Origin of the sequence: Actinomadura sp. NPDC023710 (genome assembly GCF_040639875.1) — a bacterium.
GTDB lineage: Bacteria > Actinomycetota > Actinomycetes > Streptosporangiales > Streptosporangiaceae > Spirillospora > Spirillospora citrea.
On the sequence record NZ_JBFAGB010000014.1, the window covers coordinates 62,572 to 81,248 of the forward strand.

Consider the following 18,677-nt stretch of genomic DNA (forward strand, 5'->3'; position numbering starts at 1 on the left):
GCGCATGAGGGGCCGGATGACGGTGATGGCCGGGCTGGCGACGCTCGCCGGCTCGCTCGGGCTGTATCCGCTCTTCGAGAAGGCGAGCTGGTTCTGGGCGGGGTTCGGCGCGGTGCTGGCCGTGTCCGGCGGCGGCCTGCTGGCGCGGCGCCTGCGCACGCCCGCTCCGGTCGGCCTGATGTTCGGGCTGGCGGCGCTCCTTCTCTACCTCAACCTCGCGTTCGCCGGCGGCGAGGCATGGCTCGGGGTCGTGCCGTCCCCGGGGTCGCTGCGGCACCTCGGCGAGCTGGCGGACGAGGGCTGGCGGGCGGCCAACCGGTACGCGGCGCCCGTCCCGCTCGTCCCCGGCATCGCGATGCTGGCCGCCGCGGGCATCGGCCTGGTCGCCGTCCTGGTGGACCTGCTGGCCGTGCGGTTGCGCCGCGCCGCGCCCGCCGGGCTGCCGCTGCTGGCCATGTACAGCGTGCCCGCGGCGATCCGCGAGGACGGCGTCAGCTGGCTGGCCTTCGGCATCGGCGCGTTCGGGTTCCTCGCCCTGCTCATGGCCGACGCCCGCGAGCAGGTCGGCGGCTGGGGCCGGACGGTGGCGACGCGCCGCCGCCCGCGGGAGGTGCCGCTGGCGGGCGCGCAGCCGCCGCCCGGAGACCCCGCCGACCGGCCCGACGCCTCGGCGCTGGCGGCCAGCGGCCGCCGGATCGCGGCCGGCACGGTCGCCGTCGCCGTGCTGCTGCCGGCCGCGGTGCCCGGCCTGCACCCGCGCGGCGTGTTCGGCGTGGGCGGCGGCTCCGGTCCGGGCACGCAGACCGTGACGACGCCCGACCCCCTGGTCAGCCTGAAGCGGGAGCTGACCCGGCTGGACGACTCGACCGTCCTGACCTACCGCAGCGACGCCCCGGAGAGCCCCGGCTACCTGCGCCTCTACGCCCTCGACCGGTTCGACGGGGACCGGTGGACCTACAGCCCGCTGAAGAGCAGCTCCAAGGACCGGCTGACCGGCGACCGCGCCCTCCCCTCCCCACCGGGGCTGACCGTCGCGCCCTCGCGCGAGGTCACCACCGAGGTGCGGGTGCGGCCGGAGGTCAGGAACATGACGTTCCTGCCGGTGCCGTACGCCCCGGCCAGGGTGTCGATCAAGGGCGACTGGCGGGTGCACGGCCCGTCGCTGATGATCTACTCGCTGCGCGACTCGGCGGGCGGGCGCTCCTACACCGTCAAGAGCCTGATCCCGCAGCCGACCGCCGGGCAGCTGGCCGCCTCGGGGCCCTACCCGCCCGAGGTCGTCGCCCAGTACACGGCGGTGCCCAAGAACGTCCCGCCGCAGGTCAGGAAGCTCGCCGCGGACGTCACCGCCGGGTCGGCGACCGCGCTCACCCAGGCCGTGCGGCTGCAGCGCTGGTTCACCATTTCCGGCGGCTTCACCTACGACCTGTCCGCGCCCGCGCCGCAGCACGGCAGCGACCTCGTCGACTTCCTGCTGCACAGCAAGCGCGGCTACTGCGAGCAGTTCGCCGCCGCGATGGCGCTGATGGCGCGGATCCTCGGGATCCCGTCGCGGGTCGCGATGGGCTACACGCCGGGCAGCGAGGTCAAGCCCGGCGAGTGGGTGGTGCGGTCGCGCGACGCGCACGCCTGGCCCGAGCTGTACTTCGAGGGTTCGGGATGGGTGCGCTTCGAGCCCACGCCGAGCGGCGCCGCCGGGCAGGGCACCGCCGCCGCCCCCGCCTACAGCCAACCCGCGATCAGCACCGGCGGCGGGCCGGACGAGCAGACCACGCAGGCGCCGGACCCCTCGTCCCCGGACGCGGGCTCGACCGCCGCGCCCGCCGGCCCCCGGCACCGCAACGACGAGGGCGCGGGCGGCGCGACCGGCGCTCGGGAGGAGGACGACGGCGGGTTCCCCGCGGCGGGGTGGCTCGCCGGCATCCTGCTGGTGCTGATGCTGATGGCGGTGCCGATGACGATGCGAATCTTCACGCGGTGGCGGCGCTGGGCGGCCCTGGCCGCCTCAGCGGCCGGGACGCCGACGCCCGCGGGGGCGTCCGCCCCCGATCCGGCCGGTGAGGCGAAGGCCGCGCGGCGGAAGCGGACACCGGATCCGGCCGGAACGGTGGAACCCGCGAACGGGACGCGGGCCCCCGATCCGGCCGGGGCGGCGCACGCCGCCTGGCAGGAGATGCGCGCGGACGCGCTCGACCACGGCCTGGAATGGCGGGCCAGCGACTCCCCGCGCGCCGCCGCGCGCCGTCTCGGCGAGCTGCTGGAGATGGACGCGCCGAGCGTGCAGGCCCTCACCCGGATCGCCCGCGCCGAGGAACTGGCGCGCTACTCGCGGAGCCGCACCTTCGAGCCCGCCGAACGGCTGCGCGCCGACGTGCGGACGGTCCGGGAGGCGTTCGCCGGGTCGGTGGGCCGCCGGACGCGGTGGCGCGCCCGCCTGCTGCCGCCGTCGACGATGGCGCAGACCCGCACCGCGCTCCGCACCGCCGGAGACCGCGCCCTCGACGTCACCGCCCGCGTGAACGACCTGCCGTCCCGCCTCCGCCGCAGGTAGGCGCGCGAGGACCGGGGTCAGGCAGGGCGGGTCGCTCGCCGCTCGGTGAACGCGCGTGCCTTGGCGCGGTTGCCGCACACCCGCATCGAGCACCACCGCCGGGACGCGTTCTTGGAGGAGTCCCAGAAGACCCAGGCGCAGTCGTGCGCCGGGCAGCGTCGCACTCGCGACCAGTCGCCCCCGGCAGACGCGGCGAAGTAGGCGGCGGCGATCCGCCCCAGGGCCTTGGAGAACGACCCGCCGCTCGCGTCGAGGTCCGGTCCGTCCTTCGCCGCGTCCGTGCCGGCCGGAAGGCGCAGGGTCAGGGGCAGGGCGGCCAGAACCTCCTGGGCGGCCCGTACGTCCTCGGGGTCGACCGGTTCGCCGGTGTTGGCGAGCGCCAGGCCGCGCAGCCCGCGCCTGAGGTCGATCGCCGCCTGGACGTCCGCCGCGGTGACGGACGGCCTGGAGTGACACAGCCTCTTCTCGACAAGCCAGTCCGCCAGGGCCTCCGGACCGTCGCCGAACACGTCCGTGCCGTCCTCGACGTCGACGGTGTTGAGGAAGTCGACGACGGGTCGCACCGCCGGAGGAAGTTCTCGCATGCCCGCTCCTGATGGTTCTCGCCTTAACCAGCAAACCCCATCACTGGTTGACACGCAAACTTCTAACCATCTAACTTCTTCATCGGTTACACGCACAGCCGGGAGGTCGCATGGTGCCGTGGTCCGAAGACCTCAAGGGGGAGCTGCACGAACATGTCGTCACGAGCGAGGCACTGCGCGGCAATCCGCTGGGCGATCCGCACGAGCGGCAGCTGTGGGTCCACACCCCGCCCGGCTATGGCGATCACGCCCGTTATCCGACGATCTACATCATCCAGGGCTACTGCGGGACCATCTCCATGTGGCGCAACAGAACGCCGTTCCGCCGCACCCTTCCCGAGTTGATCGACGCGCTCTTCGCCCGCGAGGACGTGGCGCCCGCGCTGGTCGTGTACGTGGACGCCTGGACCGGCTACGGCGGCAGCCAGTATCTCGACTCGCCGGCCATCGGCGCGTATCACACCTACCTGTGCGACGACGTGGTGGCGTGGGTCGACGAGCACTATCGCACCCTCGCCCACCGCGACGCGCGCGCGATCACCGGAAAGTCCAGCGGCGGGTACGGAGCGATGGTGACGGCCATGCTGCGTCCCGACCTGTTCGGCGCCTTCGCCACGCACGCGGGGGACGCGCTCTTCGACGCCTCGTACACGCCGTCCTTCCCCCGGCTGGCCAGGAGGCTGCGGGACGAGTTCGGCGGGTCGTACGACACGTTCCTGGAGTACTTCCGGAACTGCGAAGTCCCGCTCCTGCACGAGCTGGACGAACTGCTGATCGAAACCTACGGCTACGCGGCGGCGTACTCCTCGGACGCCGACGGCACGGTGCACGTGCCGTTCGATCCCGCGACCGGCAGGCTCATCCCCGAGATCTGGCAGCGCTGGCTGGCCTGGGACCCGGTGCGGATGGCGGCGGGCCACGCCGAGGCGCTCCGCTCGATGCGGGCCATCTGGATCGACGCCGGACGCCGGGACGAGTACTACCTCGACCTGGGTGCCTCCGCGTTCCACCAGGCGCTCACGGACATCGGCGTGTCACCCGAGCGGATGTACTTCGAGCTGTTCGACGGCACCCACGCTCGCATCGAGTATCGCTACCCGCCCGCGATCGCATGGCTGACCGGGCATCTCACCACGGAGGACCACTGATGATCTCCATTCTCGCGGCTCCGACGAACCTCGGACTGCGGCCGCCGCAGGAGACCAGTGTCCCGGGGTGCGCCAAGGCGCCCGAGGCGTTGCGCGAGGCCGGACTCCACGCCCGCCTCCTGCGCGACGGCGCCGAGGACGCCGGTGTCGTCATCGCGGGGAGGTACGTCGACGACTGGGTCTCCGGCGCGGGCAGGGTGCGCAACCAGGACGCCCTCGTCGACCACGCGACCCGGCTGGCCGGCCGCATCGACGCGATCCTCGACCAGGGGCGCGCTCCGCTCGTCCTCGGGGGCGACTGCAGCGTCCTCGTCGGCACCGGAGTCGCACTCGCCCGCAGGGGCCGTTACGGCCTCGTCCACATCGACGGTCACACCGACTTCCGCCACCCCGGCAACTCGGACCGATGCGCGAGCGTGGCCGGTGAGGACCTCGCCGCCGCCGTCGGCATGCACTGGACGGCGGTGTCCGACATCGAGGGCCTGTCCCCCTACTTCGCCCCGGAGCACGTCGTCCACGTCGGTTGCCGCGACGGCGACGAGGAACTCGACGAAGTACGGGAGGTCCTCGCCGGGGTCGTGCCGGCACGCCAGTGGATCACCGACCCGGCCGGCGCGCTCGACACGATCCGGAGGACCGTCGCCGCCGACGGCCTCGACGGCTACTGGTTGCACGTCGACATCGACGTCCTCGACCCGGCGTACATGCCCGCCGTCGACAGCCCCGACCCCGGCGGACTCGCGCCCCGCCAACTGACCGCGCTGCTCGGCGAGCTGGCCGCCGGCGCGGTCGGCGCCGATGTCTGCGTCTTCGACCCCGACCTCGACTCCGGCGGAGGGTACGCCCGGCTCGTGGCCGACACGATCGCCGGCGGCCTCGGCGGCCTCGGCGCTCGTGAGGGATGATCCTCCCCGGGCATCGCGCCCGGACACGCGTTCGTCCCGGCCCCGCGGTCACCCCGCGTACGGCCGGGACGGGTCCCTCGTCAGCGCCCGGTGACTCTGGGGACGCCCCCAGACCCCGGGACGGGACCGAGCGTCGTCTCCCGCTCAGTCACCCTCGGTGCGGCGGCGCCAGCGTTCCTCCATGCGCTCCATGAAGCCCGCCTTGGCGGGACGCGCCTGCCGGCCGCCTCCGCGCGCGGACTCGTTGCCGATGCCCGTCATCCGCTTCCAACTCGTCAGCGCCCAGACGCAGCACACGACCATCAGCAGGAAACCCGTCACGCTGATGGCGATCGTGACCGTGCCCTCGTTGATCACGAGACCGGCCATCAGTGCGCACACGCCCACCACGAAGCCGAGGGCCGCCTTGACGATCCGGCGCTTGTAATGGACCTGGGGGTTGGTCGAGCGAACCGCGTGAGCGAACTTCGGATCCTCGGCGTACAACGCCGATTCGATCTGTTCGAGCATGCGCTGCTCGTGCTCAGAGAGCGGCACGGCACCTCCCAGCGACAGCTCCGCGACGGAGTATCCGATGCGGGACGCGAACGTCAACGGTGATATGCCCAGAATACGAGCACTCTCGAGCGTACGAAAGCGAACGGCCCGCCGAGGGCCCGGCGCCGGTCACCTCACAGCCTTTTTTCATTGTCTTCCGTCCCTGCCGTCCCGTGCGTCACCCTCCGCCGCACGCCGGACCAGCGCGGCGGGGCGCACCGCGCCGCGCCCGAACCGGTGCGCGACCTGATCCATGGCTCGCTCGGCCTCACGCCAGCCGCTGTCCGGCTCGTCGAAGGCGAGCTGACGGGGGGCCTCGCCGGCCGGACCCAGGTTCTCCACCCGTACCCCGACCAGACGGAGTCGTACCCGTTCCAGGCCGGACGCCTCGTACAGCTCGCGGGCTGTGACATAGATCACACGAGCCAGGTCGGTGGGCTCGGCCAGGGTGCGCGCCCGAGTGATCGTCTTGAAGTCGGCCATCCGCAGTTTGACGCTGACCGTCCGACCGGCGTTCCCGCTCTCGCGCAGCCGGGCGCCGACCCTCTCCGCCAGCCGCAGCAGCTCCCGCCGGATGATCTCGGGATCGTCGACGTCGGTGTCGAAGGTCTCCTCGGCGCCGATGCTCTTGTCGGGCGTGTGCGGGACGACCTCGCGCGGGTCGCGTCCCCACGCCAGCTCGTGGAGGTGCGCGCCGAGCGCGTTGCCGAGTTCGCGCTGCAGCGTGGCGAGGGGCACCCGGGCGAGCTGCCCGACGGTGCGCAGCCCGAGGCGGGTGAGCGCCTGCTCCGTCCGCTCGCCGACCCCCCAGAGGGCCGCGACGGGCAGCGGGTGCAGGAAGTCGACGACGCCGTCGGCCGGCACCACGAGCAGCCCGTCGGGCTTGCACCGGGTCGAGGCCAGCTTCGCGACGAACTTGGTGTTGGCGACGCCGACCGAGCAGGTGATGCCCTGCTGGTCGCGCACCTGGTCGCGGATGAGCTGCGCGATCGCGGCGGGACGGCCCAGCCGCCGCCGGGCGCCCGCCACGTCGAGGAACGCCTCGTCCAGCGACAGGCCCTCGACCAGCGGCGTGATGGAGCGAAAGATCTCGAAGACCGCGGCGGACACGCGGCCGTACTTGCCGTGGCTCACCGGCAGCACGACGGCCTGCGGGCACATCCGCCGCGCCCGCGACATCGGCATTGCCGAGTGCACGCCGAACCTGCGGGCCTCGTAGGAGGCCGCGGACACCACGCCGCGCGGCCCGGTCCCGCCCACGACGACGGGACGCCCGCGCAGCTCGGGCCGCTCCAGCAGCTCGACGCTGACGAAGAAGGCGTCCATGTCGACGTGCAGGACGGCGCAGCCGGTGTCGTCGGCGGGCGGACCCGGCTGCGGCCCCGGCCGATGCAGCTGCTGCTTGCGGCTCACGGTGCTAGCCGGCCGGTTTGTCCGCCACCAGGTGGAGCTGGGTGGCGAGGTCCCGCAGGACGGGATGGACGGCCGCGACGGACTCCAGCGCGATCAGCGCGTCGGCGGAGTCGGCGTCGCCGTCCAGCAGGCCGCTCGGCACCAGGTCCGCGAAGATCCGGACGCCGTGCAGCTCGGCGACCCGAAGCCCGGCGTCGCGCACCAGCGCCGACAGCGACTCGCGGGTGAACCGGCGGGGCATCCGGTCGCCCTCGCCCCACCGCCCGGACGGGTCGGTCAGGACCCGCCGCGCGTCGTCGAAGTGCCCCGAGACGGCGCGGTGCAGCGCGGCCGCGATCTGCCCCGCCACCAGCACGCTGACCGAGCCGCCCGGGCGGACGGCGCCGGTCAGCGCCGCCATCGCCGCGTCCGGGTCGTCGACGTACTCCAGGACGCTGTGACACAGCACGAGGTCGGCGGCGTCCGGGCCGAGCAGGTCGGGCAGGTCGACGGCGTCGCCCTGCACGGCGCGCACCCGCACCCCGGACTCGGCGGCCCGGCGCTCCAGCGCGGCCAGCGCGTCCGGGTTGGCGTCGACCACGGTGACCCGGTGCCCCAGTTCGGCGAGCGGAACGGCGAACCCGCCGGTCCCGCCGCCGACGTCCACGACGTCGCTCAGGCCGGCCTCGGGAGTGATGCGGTCGAGGACCGCGCGCAGGGCGTCCCACAGGACGGCGCTGCGCACCCGGCTGCCGCCCCGCACCCGCTTCTGTTGCCGGCCGGTCACGGCCGCTCCCCTAACGTTCGTCATCAGAGCTCAGCTTATGGGTTTCTCTCCTCTTTCGGGCCGCCCGCCGCCATAGTCGAGAAACGCGGACGATCGCTGCATCGCTCCGGCTCGCCGACGCCACAACCGACACCCCGACGGTCGCGCGCCCGCAGGAGGATTCGAGCGAAGCAGACCCGCCCACGAAGCGAGCGGTGCAAGCCGAGCACAACCGCAACCTCAGCAACCCGCTGACGATCGCACCACCCCCAGCCCCCCAACCCCGCGACAACCTGGAAAGCCGCGATCGCGTCCGAAGGCAGGTACGAGCGAAGCGAGAACCTGATCGCGAAGCGAGCCGCAAGGCGAGCCGGAGCGATGCCAGCGATCGCCCGCGTTTCTCGACGATGGAGGGCCGCAAGGCCCGAAGGAGGAGAAAAACGCAATCAGAGCGTCAGGGAGGGCTTCAGTTGTTGCAGGCGCGAGAGGAGGCCGTTGACGAAGCGGGGGGACTCGTCGGTGGACAGTTCGGTGGCCAGGCCCACCGCCTCGCTCACCGCGACGCCGTCGGGGACGTCGTCCACCCACAGGAGTTCGAACGTCCCCATCCGCAGGATGTTGCGGTCGACGACGGGCATGCGTTCGAGCGTCCAGCCGGTCGCGTAGGTGGCGAGCAGGTCGTCGATGCGCTCCCGGTTCTCCTGGACGCCCTCGATCAGCCGGACGGCGTGCGGGAACTCGGCGAGTTCGTCCTGGTTCGGACGGCCGCGGGCGGCGAGCACGGCCGTCGGCTCCTCCTCCCGGAGTTCCGCGGCGAACAGGATGTCCAGGGCGAGTTTCCTGGCCTTGGTGCGCGCGGCCATCTCAGGCGCGGCCGAGGTACTCGCCGGAGCGGGTGTCGACCTTGACCTTCTCGCCGGTGGTGATGAACAGCGGGACCTGGATCTGCGCGCCGGTCTCCAGGGTGGCGGGCTTGCTGCCGCCGGTGGAGCGGTCGCCCTGCAGGCCGGGCTCGGTCTCGGTGATCTCCAGCACGACGGCGGCGGGCAGCTCGACGTACAGGGGGTTCTCGTTGTTGAAGGCGATCACGGCGTTCTGCTCGGGGAGCAGGTAGTTCGCGGCGTCGCCGACGACGGCCGCGGGGATGTGCGGCTGGTCGTAGGTCTCGGTGTCCATGAAGACGAAGTCCTCGCCCTCGCGGTAGAGGTACTGCATCTCGCGCTTGTCGACGCTGGCCACCTCGACCTTGGTGCCGGCGTTGAAGGTCTTGTCGACGACCTTGCCCGACAGCACGTTCTTGAGCTTGGTGCGGACGAACGCGCCGCCCTTGCCGGGCTTGACGTGCTGGAACTCCTGGACGGTCCACAACTGGCCGTCGATGTTCAGCGTCATGCCGTTCTTCAGGTCGTTCGTCGTCGCCACTGCGTTGTTCTCCCGGTCGCGGGCCCGCGCGCCCTACAGGACGAGCAGGTCCTTGGTCGTTGTGGTGAGGAGCTCCGGCCCGCCCGTGCGGACCACCAGCGTGTCCTCGATGCGGACCCCGCCCCGGCCCGTGAGGTAGACCCCCGGCTCCGCGGTGATCGGCACCCGATCCATCAGCTTACCGGTCTTGTCGTACCCCATGAGCGGCGCTTCGTGGATCTCCAGGCCGACGCCGTGCCCGAGGCCGTGGGTGAACGCCTCGCCGTGCCCGGCCTCCGCGATGACGTCGCGGGCGGCGGCGTCCACGTCCTTCGTGTCGGCGCCGGGCAGCGCCGCGGCGAGGGCGGCCGCCTGGGCGCGGTGGACGAGGTCGTAGAGGTCCCGCTGCCAGGCGGCGGGCTCGCCGATCGCGACGGTGCGGGTCATGTCGGCGTGGTAGCCGCCGTAGAGGGCGCCGAAGTCCAGGGTGACGAGGTCGCCGCGCTGGAGCTCGCGGCCGCCCGGGTGGTGGTGCGGGACGGCGCCGTTGGGGCCGGACGCGATGATCGACTCGAACGCGGGGCCTTCGGCGCCGTGGTCCACCATGGCGCGTTCGAGGGCGATCGCGACGGCGCGCTCGGTGACCCCGGCGCGGATCTCGGGCAGGACGGCCTCGAAGGCGCGGTCGGTGACGGCGCACGCCTCGCGGAGCAGGCCGATCTCCTCCTCGTCCTTCACCATGCGCAGCTGTTCGACGAGACGGCCGAGCGGCACCAGTTCGGCCCCGGCGCCGGCAGGAAGATCGAGGTCGAGGAGGGCCGTGTGGTGCTCGACGGTCAGGTCGTGGGCCTCGAAGCCGACGCGGCCGTGGCCGTCCTCGGCCGCCCGCGTCACCAGCGCCTCCGCCACCTGCCGGTCGACGACGACGGGCAGTTCCGGGCAGACCTGCGCGGCCATTCCGGCGTAGCGGCCGTCGGTCGCGAGCACGGCCGGCCCGTCGGCCGGGACGAGCAGCGCGGCCCGCGAGCTGTCCAGGCCGGTCAGGTAGCGGACGTTGACCAGGCGGGTCACCAGCAGCGCGGCGGCGCCCCGGTCGGCGACGAGCGCGGCCAGCCGGCGGCGCCGCGCGTAGTGAGTCTCCCCCATGGCCAGGACTCTAGATCATCGCGGGAGGGGCCGTCTCAACGCGGTCACGAACATGAAGAACCCTCGACTTCTGACTGAGGGCTGGCCTAGCGTGACCGGGCGTGTGCTCCGTCCCCCGAATGTCCTTCCCCCTCATGGACTTCCCCCAGGAGTGATTCCCCTTGACCCGAGTCAGCCGTAGAAGACTGCTGGGCACAGGCGCGCTCACCGCCGCGGGAGCCGTCGTCTCCGCGGCCGCGGCCCCCTCCGCCGCCGCCCGGACGGCGCCGCTCACCGCCGACGTGGTGATCGTCGGCGCCGGGCTCTCCGGCCTCACCGCCGCCCGCGACCTCGTCGCGGCGGGCCGGTCCGTGGTCGTGCTGGAGGCGCGGGACCGTCCCGGCGGCCGCGTCTACGGGATGCCGCTCGGCGACGGCACCACCAACGAGGGCGGCGCCGAGTTCATCGGCCCGACGCAGGACCGCATCGCCGCGCTCGCCAAGGACATGGGCGTCGACACCTATGCCACCTACAACGAGGGCAAGAACGTCTACTACCGGGGCGGCAAGCGGTCGCTGTACGCGACCGACGGCCTGCTCGGGGCGGTCCCGCCTGACTGGGGCGTGGTCGACCTGGAGCTGGCGCTGCTCAAGCTCGGCGGCATGGTCAAGGAGGTGCCGGTCGGCGAGCCGTGGAAGGCGGCCAAGGCCGAGGAATGGGACGCGCAGACCTTCCACACCTGGTCGCGGTCCAACTCGCTGAGCAGCGGGGCGCGGTTCCTGATGGACGCGTTCGCCTCCTCCACGCTGTCGATGCGCTCGCAGGAGGTCTCGCTGCTCTACCTGCTGAACTACGCGGCCTCGGCGGGCAACGAGGCCAACCCGGGGACGATCGACCGGTTGATCAACACCAGGGGCGGGGCGCAGGAGTCGCGGTTCGTCGGCGGCTCGCAGGAGGTGCCGATCCGGCTTGCGGCACGGCTCGGCGACATCGTCCACTACAACGCGCCGGTCCGGTCGATCGTCACCGGAGCGGGCGGTGCGACGGTGACCGCCGACGGGATCACCGTGTCGGCCGAGCGGGTCGTGGTGGCGATGTCCCCGGCGATCGCCGGGAAGATCGACTTCTCGCCGGCGCTGCCCGCGAGCCGGGCGCAGCTCGTGCAGCGGTACCCGATGGGCTCGGTCGCCAAGTTCGTCGCCGTCTACGACACGCCGTTCTGGCGGGCGGACGGGCTGACCGGGCAGGCCGTGGCCGACAGCGGCGCCATCGACGCGACGTTCGACAACAGCCCGCCGGACGGGTCGCGGGGCATCCTGATGGGCTTCATGAACCAGGCCAACATCAGGAAGCTGGACGGCGCGCCCGCCGCGGACGTCCGGGCGGCGGGACTCGACTCGTTCACCAGGCTGTTCGGCGAGAAGGCCGCGAACCCGACGCTGACGGCCTTCCAGCGCTGGGACAACGAGACCTGGAGCGGCGGCGGTCCCGTCGGCGTCGCCCCGCCCGGCGCGCTCACCGCGTTCGGCCCCGCATTGCGCGAGCCCTGCGGCCGGATCCACTGGGCGGGCACCGAGACGTCCGGCTATTGGACGGGCTACATGGACGGCGCCGTCCGCTCCGGCGAGCGCGTCGCCAAGGAGGTCGACGCGGCCCTGTGAGCCCGTCCCTCCCCGGCTTCTCCCCCTACGGTTCCGCCCGCCGCGAGAAGTAAGGATCAGGTGGCGATCCGGTCGGCCGATCCGCGCATCTCATCAGGGACACGGATCGACGACGGAACGGGTTCCGATGGCGGGGTACGGGAAGCGGCCGGACTGGGCCCTGGCGGCGCTGCTGGCGGTCGGCGCGCCCCTGACCGGGACGGCGCTGATCGTCGCGCAGGCCGCCCTGGTCGCCTACGGGCCGTCGACGCTGGCGGACAACTGGGCGGGCACGGCGCTGCTCTTCGTGATGATGATGGCCGGATACGCCCTGCTGGTCTTCACACAGCTGCGCTACGAGAACGTCCTGGTCTTCTTCGGCGCCTTCCTCCTGCTGGTCATCGGGGCGTCCATGCTCGCGCACGCCGTGTCGGACCAGGCTCTGCACGAGCGCGGCCGGACCACGGCGTGCACGGTTCAGAAGGTCGACCGGCGCGAGGTCACCAGCACCGACAGCGACGGGAACACGACCACGGACGTCTACTACGACCACGACCTCGCCTGCGCGGAGCCGCGGGTGCGGACGATGACGACCGGGTCCAGGGTCGCGGACCGAGGCGAACGCATCCAGGTCGTGTACGACCCGCGCGGCCGCCTCGACCCGCGCCCCGCCGGCTCGGTGGGAGATCCGGGCACCTCCCTGAAATGGGGGGCCGCCTTGTTCGGCGGCGGTGTCCTGCTCCGCGTGCTGTTCGAGCTGGACGTCCCGCCGTTCGGGCCCGGGACGGGCCTCCGGCTCGGCCGCCTCCGCCGCCGCCGGCGGCGGAGGCGGTCCGTCAGAGTCCGGCCGCCATCTCCTTGACCTTCTCGATCAGGGCGAGCCGGCTCTTGTGGTCGCCCGCGATCGGGGCCACGTTGAGCGTCGTGACGCCGGACTCCTTCATCGCGGCGAGCCGCTCCCGGACGTGGGCCTCGGGGCCGATGAGGGACATCTTCTCCAGCAGCTCCTGCGGGACCTTCGCGGCGGCCTCGTCCTTCTTGCCGTCGAGGTAGAGGTCCTGGATCTCCTCGGCCTCCTTCTCATAGCCGTAGCGCCGGGCGAGGTCGTTGTAGAAGTTCTTGCCCTTGGCGCCCATGCCGCCGATGTAGAGGGCGGCCATCGGACGGCCGAACTCCAGGAAGCCCTTCACGTCGTCGCCGATGGCGAGCGGGGACTGCCCGACCACGTCGAGCTCGCCGAGCGCGGGGTCGCGCTTGGCCTTCCCGGCCGCGAGGGAGGAGCCCCACACGTCCGCGGCCTTCTCCGGCACGTAGAAGATCGGCTCCCAGCCGTTGGCGATCTCGGCGGTCAGCTCGACGTTCTTCGGGCCGATGGCGGCGACCATGATCGGGATGTCGGCGCGCACCGGGTGGTTGATGAGCTTGAGCGCCTTGCCGAGGCCGGTGCCCTGCCCCTCCGGCAGCGGCAGGTGGTAGTACCTGCCGTCGTGCTGCACCCGCTCGCGGCGCCACACCTTGCGGCAGATCTCGATGATCTCCCGGGTGCGACCGAGCGGCGCGGTGTAGGGGACCCCGTGGAAGCCCTCGATGACCTGCGGGCCGGACGCGCCGATGCCGAGCGTGAACCGCCCGTCGGAGACGTAGTCCAGCCCCGCGGCGGTCTGGGCGATCGCGGTCGGGGTGCGCGAGTAGATGTTGAGGATTCCGGAGGCGATCTCCACCCGCTCGGTCCTGGCGGCGATGTAGCCCATCTGGCTCACCGCGTCGAAGCTGTAGGCCTCCGCGACGTAGACGATGTCGAGGCCGGCCTTCTCGTAGTCGGCGAGCTCCTCGACGGTCTCCTTGAAACCGCCCGAGTAGCTGAGCGCCATACCGATGCGCATGGTGTCCCGCGCCCCTTCCTAAACCGAATCCGATTCCAGTCGAACGTAACCTACTCCCGGCCCGCGTCCGAGAGGAGGGCTCACGGCAGCGCGGGGCCGTTCAGCGCGTCCAGCGCCTGCCGGTAGATCGCGGTGCGGATCGTCGCCACGCCCGGCCCGTTCTTGCTCGCCAGTGAGGCCGCCCACTCCACGGCGGCGGGAAGCACCTCCTCCTCGGGCGCGACGCGCTGCACGATCCCGGCCTCGCGCGCCTGCTCCGCGGCGTAGCGGCGGCCGGTGAGCATCGCCTCGTGCGCGGTGGCCGTCGACAGCCGCGCCGTGATCAGCGCGTTCATCCCCGGCGTGAAGCTCATCCCGAGATCGACCTCGGGCAGGCAGAAGTAGCCGCGGTCGGTGCGCATCACGGCGAAGTCGTGGGCGAGGGCGAGCATGCCACCGCCCGCGAAGGCGTGGCCGTTCAGCGCCGCGACCGTCGGCATCGGCAGCGACAGGACGCGCGCGTACAGGGCGTGCACGCGCCGCAGGTACTCCTCGAACCTGTCCTGGTTGGCGCCGAGCCAGTCCAGGTCCAGGCCGTTGGAGTAGAACTTGCCGGTGCCGACGGTGACGAGCGCGCCCGGACCGTCGTTCTTGGCCACCGTGTCGAGGGCCCCCTCGACCGCGTCGAGGAAGTCGGGGCCGAACCGGTTCTCACCCTCGTCGAACCGCAGGACGTACACGTCTCCGTCGCGCTGGAGGTCGATCACGAACGTCTCCTTCTTCCCGCCCGGCCCCGTCTCGGAGCACGTGCCCTCATCGCGTGCCTCAGCCGACCCTACTCGCGGGTACTAACTATGACGTACGGCATAGCCAAAGTTCTCCATGACGGTCGTCATAGTCAACGCGAGGACCGTATGATGAATGTCATAATCGTCGCATGGGGACGGACAGCAGGGAACGCATGGTGCGCAGCGCCGCCTACCTCTTCCGCGAGCGCGGCTACAGCGGCACCGGGTTCCGCGACGTCATCACGCACAGCGGCGCACCGCGCGGGTCGATCTACCACCACTTCCCCGGCGGCAAGGCGCAGCTCGCCGAGGAGGCCGTCCGCTACGCCGGCGAGTTCCTCAACGCCGGCATCCTCGCCGCCACCGAGGGCGGCGACGCCGCGTCCGCCGTGGACGCCTTCGTGGGCTGGTGGCGGCAGGTCCTGATCAAGAGCGAGTTCCGCGCCGGCTGTCCCGTCGTCGCCGTCACCGTCGAGTCCCACGACGACGCCCCGCAGCTCGCCGCGGCCGCCGCGGCCGCGTTCGGGCGCTGGCAGGACACCCTCGCCACCGGGCTCGGCAACGCCGGCGTCCCCGACGACCGCGCGTCCCGCCTGGCCCGCCTCATCGTCGCGGCCGTCGAGGGCGCCACCATCCTGTGCCGCGCCCACCGCGACGTCGCCCCGCTGGACGACGTCGTCTCCGAGCTCAAGGCCATGGCCCGCAGCGCGGCCGAAGAGGGATAGGGGCCCCGCCGGAGAGGGCTAGGAGTTCTCGGCGACCAGCTCGGCCACGGCCTGGAGGGCCAGGACGTAGGACAGGGTGCCGAAGCCGGCGATGGTGCCGGTGGCGACGCCGGCGACGACGGAGTTGTGGCGGAACTCCTCGCGGGCGGCCGGGTTGGTGATGTGGACCTCGATGAGCGGGGCGGTGCGCTGGGCGACCGCGTCCCGCAGCGCGTAGGAGTAGTGCGTGAACGCGGCCGGGTTCAGCACGACGGGGACGCGCTCGTCGGCGGCCTCGTGCAGCCAGCGCATCATCTCGGCCTCGTCGTCGGTCTGCCGGACCTCGACGTGCAGTTCGAGGCGGCGCCCGGCGTCGCGGCAGACGGCGACCAGGTCGTCGAAACTGGCCGTCCCGTAGGTGTCGGGCTCGCGGACGCCGAGGCGGCGCAGGTTGGGACCGTTCAGGACGAGGACGCGGGTCATCGGGCGATCTCCCGGTAGGCGGCGGCGAGCAGGTCCTCGTCGGGGCCTTCGAGGCGGCCCGGCTCGGCGATGCCGTCGAGGACGACGAACCGGAGCGTGGCGCCCCGCGACTTCTTGTCGATGGTCATGGTGGCGCGCAGGCCGGGCCAGTCGGCGGCGTAGGAGACCGGCAGGCCCACGGACTCCAGGACGTCCCGGTGCCGCCGGACGACGTCGGCGGGCAGCCGCCCGGCGAGGCGGGACAGTTCGGCGGCGAACACCATGCCGATCGCGACGGCGTGGCCGTGCCGGAACCGGTAGTCCTCGTTCTTCTCGATGGCGTGCGCGAGGGTGTGGCCGTAGTTCAGGATCTCGCGGAGACCGCCCTCCCTCAGGTCGGCCGACACGACGCCGGCCTTGACCCGCACGGCCCGTTCGACCAGTTCGCGGGTGTGCGGGCCGTCGGGGGCCGCGGCGCCCTTCGGGTCGGCCTCGACCAGGGCGAGGATCTCCGGGTCGGCGATGAACCCGGCCTTGATGATCTCGGCGAGGCCGCTGATGTAGTCCTCGCGCGGCATCGTCACCAGCGTGGCCAGGTCGCACAGGACGCCGGCGGGCGGGTGGAACGCGCCGACGAGGTTCTTGCCCTCGGGGACGTTGATGCCGGTCTTGCCGCCGACCGCCGCGTCCACCATGCCGAGCAGCGTCGTCGGGACGAGCACCGCCCGCACGCCGCGCAGCCACGAGGCCGCCGCGAACCCGGCGAGGTCGGTGGTGGCGCCGCCGCCGACGCCGACGACGACGTCCGTCCGGGTCATGCCGAGGCGGGCGAAGGACGACCAGAGCCCGGCGAGGACGCCGACCTCCTTGGCGGCCTCGCCGTCCGGGACGGGCAGCGCGTGCACGGCGTACCCGGCCTGTTCGAGCGCCCCGCACACGGGGCGGGCGATCTCCGGCAGCCCCTCGGCGTGGACGACGGCGACGGTCCGGGCCCGGTCTCCGATCATGGCGGGCAGTTCACCGAGGACGCCCGTCCCGATGACGACGTCGTAGGGATCGGCGCCGCCGACGTGCACCCGCGCCCGCGTCACGCGTCACCCTCCAGGGCCTTCACGACCTCTTCCACGATGTCGGCGGGCTCGCGGCCGTCGGTGTCGACGTGCACGCCGCCGAGCCGCTCGTAGATCGGGAGCCGCTCCTCCAGGAGCTTGCGCATCTGGCTGCGCGGGTTCAGCACGAGCAGCGGCCGCGCCGACGCCAGGCCGACCCGCTTGATCGCCTCCGACAGGCCCACCCGCAGGTAGACCACGGTGTGCCCGGCGAGCAGGTCCTGCGTCTCGGCCGCGAGGACGGCGCCGCCGCCGAGCGCGACGACGCCCTCGTGCCCGGCCAGCGCCTCGGCGACGGCGGCGCGCTCCAGCTCGCGGAAGCGCTCCTCGCCGTCGTCGATGAAGATCTCGCCGATCGGCTTGCCCGCCGCCCGCTCGATGTCGGCGTCGGTGTCGCGCAGCGTGACGCCGAGACGGCCGGCGAGCGCGGCGCCGATCGTGGACTTGCCCGAGCCGGGCGGCCCGATGATGACTGCCTTCGGTCGCATGGCACCGCTCACTTGATCGTCAGAGAGGACAGGTATCCGCGCAGGTTGCGGGCGGTCTCCTCGGCGGAGTCGCCGCCGAACTTCTCCAGCGCCGCGTCCGCGAGGACGAGCGCGACCATCGCCTCGGCGACCACCCCGGCGGCCGGGACGGCCGTCACGTCGCTGCGCTGGTTGATCGCCTTGGCGGGCTCGCCGGTCGTGACGTCGATCGTGTCGAGCCGCCGCGGGACGGTCGAGATCGGCTTCATCGCGGCCCGTACGCGCAGCACCTCGCCGGTCGTCATGCCGCCCTCGACGCCGCCGGCCCGGTTGGTGCGGCGGCGGATCCCGTCGGGGGTCGCGTCGATCTCGTCGTGCGCCCGCGAGCCGGGCCGCCGGGCGGTGGTGAACCCGTCGCCGAGCTCCACGCCCTTGATCGCCTGGATGCCCATGAGGATGCCGGCGAGCCGGGAGTCCAGGCGCCGGTCCCAGTGGACGTGGCTGCCGAGGCCGGGCGGGAGCCCGTAGGCGAGGACCTCCACCACGCCGCCGAGGGTGTCGCCGGCCTTCTTGGTCTCGTCGATGTGCGCGACCATCCGCGCCGACGCCTCGCCGTCGAAGCAGCGCACCGGGCTCTCGTCCACCCGCCCCAGGTCGCCGGGCTCCGGCAGGACGCCCTCGGGGGCCTCGACCTCGCCCAGCGCGATCACGTGGCTCAGGACGTCCACGCCGAGGGCCTGCTTGAGGAACGCCTTGGCGACGGTGCCGAGCGCGACCCGCGCGGCCGTCTCGCGGGCGCTCGCCCGCTCCAGGACGGGCCGGGCGTCGTCGAAGCCGTACTTCTGCATGCCGACCAGGTCGGCGTGGCCGGGCCTCGGCTGCGACAGCGGGGCGTTCCTGGCCTGGGCCGCGAGGACGTCGGCGTCCACGGGGTCGGCCGACATGACCGTCTCCCACTTGGGCCACTCGGTGTTGCCGACCTCGATCGCGACCGGCCCGCCGAGCGTCACCCCGTGCCGGACGCCGCCGATGATCGTGACCTGGTCCTGCTCGAACTTCATCCGGGCGCCCCGCCCATGGCCGAGCCTCCGGCGGCGCAACTCCTCGGCGATGTCCCCCGAGGTCACGCGCACACCGGCCGGCAGCCCCTCCACGATCGCGGTCAGAGCCGGGCCATGGGACTCCCCCGCAGTCAACCATCGCAGCATGGGACGAATCCTATTGACTCCGCGCGCC

At 72.8% G+C, this 18,677-nt stretch carries 19 protein-coding genes; 6 read left to right on the forward strand and 13 right to left on the reverse strand.

Translation table 11 applies throughout. The features are described from left to right. Positions 1-4 precede the first annotated feature (4 nt). Positions 5-2,551, forward strand: coding sequence for a DUF3488 and transglutaminase-like domain-containing protein (locus AB0H37_RS17990; protein ID WP_360613823.1), 2,547 nt, complete (start codon positions 5-7; stop codon positions 2,549-2,551). A 17-nt stretch (positions 2,552-2,568) separates the two neighbouring features. Here AB0H37_RS17990 and AB0H37_RS17995 read toward each other — a convergent pair whose 3' ends face one another. Beyond that, positions 2,569-3,135, reverse strand: a complete 567-nt coding sequence (locus AB0H37_RS17995; RefSeq protein WP_360613824.1) for a CGNR zinc finger domain-containing protein — start codon at positions 3,133-3,135, stop codon at positions 2,569-2,571. Positions 3,136-3,245: 110 nt separating this feature from the next. Here AB0H37_RS17995 and AB0H37_RS18000 point away from each other — a divergent pair, with 110 nt between their 5' ends. Together AB0H37_RS18000 and AB0H37_RS18005 are read left to right on the forward strand one after the other, a co-directional pair. After that, positions 3,246-4,283: an alpha/beta hydrolase-fold protein gene (locus AB0H37_RS18000; RefSeq protein ID WP_360613826.1), complete on the forward strand. Its 1,038-nt coding sequence runs from the start codon at positions 3,246-3,248 to the stop codon at positions 4,281-4,283. Further along, positions 4,283-5,188, forward strand: a complete 906-nt coding sequence (locus tag AB0H37_RS18005) for an arginase family protein (protein WP_360613828.1) — start codon at positions 4,283-4,285, stop codon at positions 5,186-5,188. Before AB0H37_RS18000 ends, AB0H37_RS18005 begins: the two co-directional genes overlap by 1 nt. A gap of 144 nt (positions 5,189-5,332) precedes the next feature. On the opposite strand, the gene AB0H37_RS18010 is transcribed toward AB0H37_RS18005, so the two are convergent. From AB0H37_RS18010 to AB0H37_RS18035, 6 genes are all read right to left on the reverse strand, one after another. Further along, entirely contained in the window at positions 5,333-5,725 is a 393-nt protein-coding gene (locus AB0H37_RS18010; RefSeq protein WP_179838549.1) for a DUF3040 domain-containing protein, read from the reverse strand. Between the two features lie 147 nt (positions 5,726-5,872). Next, complete coding sequence (locus AB0H37_RS18015) at positions 5,873-7,138, reverse strand: DNA polymerase IV (RefSeq protein WP_329093115.1); 1,266 nt, start codon at positions 7,136-7,138, stop codon at positions 5,873-5,875. 4 nt (positions 7,139-7,142) lie between these two features. After that, on the reverse strand, positions 7,143-7,928 hold the full coding sequence (locus AB0H37_RS18020; protein ID WP_179833871.1) for a methyltransferase domain-containing protein: 786 nt from the start codon (positions 7,926-7,928) through the stop codon (positions 7,143-7,145). Positions 7,929-8,329: 401 nt separating this feature from the next. Beyond that, positions 8,330-8,746 carry a transcription antitermination factor NusB gene (gene nusB, locus AB0H37_RS18025; protein ID WP_329093117.1) on the reverse strand — a complete coding sequence of 139 codons (417 nt, stop codon included), beginning with the start codon at positions 8,744-8,746 and terminating at the stop codon, positions 8,330-8,332. A gap of 1 nt (position 8,747) precedes the next feature. Then, positions 8,748-9,305 carry an elongation factor P gene (gene efp / locus AB0H37_RS18030; RefSeq protein WP_179833869.1) on the reverse strand — a complete coding sequence of 186 codons (558 nt, stop codon included), beginning with the start codon at positions 9,303-9,305 and terminating at the stop codon, positions 8,748-8,750. Positions 9,306-9,338: 33 nt separating this feature from the next. Then, the gene (locus AB0H37_RS18035) at positions 9,339-10,430 is read right to left on the reverse strand and encodes a Xaa-Pro peptidase family protein (protein ID WP_360613830.1); all 1,092 of its coding nucleotides are present in this window, start codon (positions 10,428-10,430) and stop codon (positions 9,339-9,341) included. 161 nt (positions 10,431-10,591) lie between these two features. Here AB0H37_RS18035 and AB0H37_RS18040 point away from each other — a divergent pair, with 161 nt between their 5' ends. Then, positions 10,592-12,070, forward strand: coding sequence for an FAD-dependent oxidoreductase (locus AB0H37_RS18040; RefSeq protein WP_360613832.1), 1,479 nt, complete (start codon positions 10,592-10,594; stop codon positions 12,068-12,070). Positions 12,071-12,197: 127 nt separating this feature from the next. After that, positions 12,198-12,911, forward strand: coding sequence for a hypothetical protein (locus AB0H37_RS18045; RefSeq protein ID WP_329093123.1), 714 nt, complete (start codon positions 12,198-12,200; stop codon positions 12,909-12,911). On the opposite strand, the gene AB0H37_RS18050 is transcribed toward AB0H37_RS18045, so the two are convergent. Beyond that, on the reverse strand, positions 12,886-13,932 hold the full coding sequence (locus tag AB0H37_RS18050; RefSeq protein WP_329093125.1) for an LLM class F420-dependent oxidoreductase: 1,047 nt from the start codon (positions 13,930-13,932) through the stop codon (positions 12,886-12,888). The two genes, AB0H37_RS18045 and AB0H37_RS18050, sit on opposite strands and share 26 nt — an antisense overlap. 80 nt (positions 13,933-14,012) lie before the next feature. Beyond that, positions 14,013-14,678 carry an enoyl-CoA hydratase-related protein gene (locus AB0H37_RS18055; protein WP_360613834.1) on the reverse strand — a complete coding sequence of 222 codons (666 nt, stop codon included), beginning with the start codon at positions 14,676-14,678 and terminating at the stop codon, positions 14,013-14,015. A 170-nt stretch (positions 14,679-14,848) separates the two neighbouring features. Here AB0H37_RS18055 and AB0H37_RS18060 point away from each other — a divergent pair, with 170 nt between their 5' ends. Next, entirely contained in the window at positions 14,849-15,424 is a 576-nt protein-coding gene (locus AB0H37_RS18060) for a TetR/AcrR family transcriptional regulator (RefSeq protein ID WP_179833863.1), read from the forward strand. Between the two features lie 18 nt (positions 15,425-15,442). Here the strand turns inward: AB0H37_RS18060 and aroQ are convergent, their stop codons facing one another. Genes aroQ through aroC form a run of 4 tightly spaced genes read right to left on the reverse strand, consistent with a single transcriptional unit; the run spans position 15,443 to position 18,649 of the window. After that, positions 15,443-15,886, reverse strand: a complete 444-nt coding sequence (aroQ, locus tag AB0H37_RS18065) for a type II 3-dehydroquinate dehydratase (protein WP_329093129.1) — start codon at positions 15,884-15,886, stop codon at positions 15,443-15,445. Next, positions 15,883-16,956 carry a 3-dehydroquinate synthase gene (gene aroB, locus AB0H37_RS18070; protein ID WP_179833861.1) on the reverse strand — a complete coding sequence of 358 codons (1,074 nt, stop codon included), beginning with the start codon at positions 16,954-16,956 and terminating at the stop codon, positions 15,883-15,885. Before aroB ends, aroQ begins: the two co-directional genes overlap by 4 nt. After that, positions 16,953-17,462 (reverse strand): shikimate kinase, encoded by a 510-nt coding sequence (locus tag AB0H37_RS18075; RefSeq protein ID WP_329093131.1) that lies wholly within the window; start codon positions 17,460-17,462, stop codon positions 16,953-16,955. Before AB0H37_RS18075 ends, aroB begins: the two co-directional genes overlap by 4 nt. Positions 17,463-17,470: 8 nt before the next feature. Next, positions 17,471-18,649: a chorismate synthase gene (gene aroC / locus AB0H37_RS18080; RefSeq protein WP_360613838.1), complete on the reverse strand. Its 1,179-nt coding sequence runs from the start codon at positions 18,647-18,649 to the stop codon at positions 17,471-17,473. Positions 18,650-18,677 lie beyond the last annotated feature (28 nt).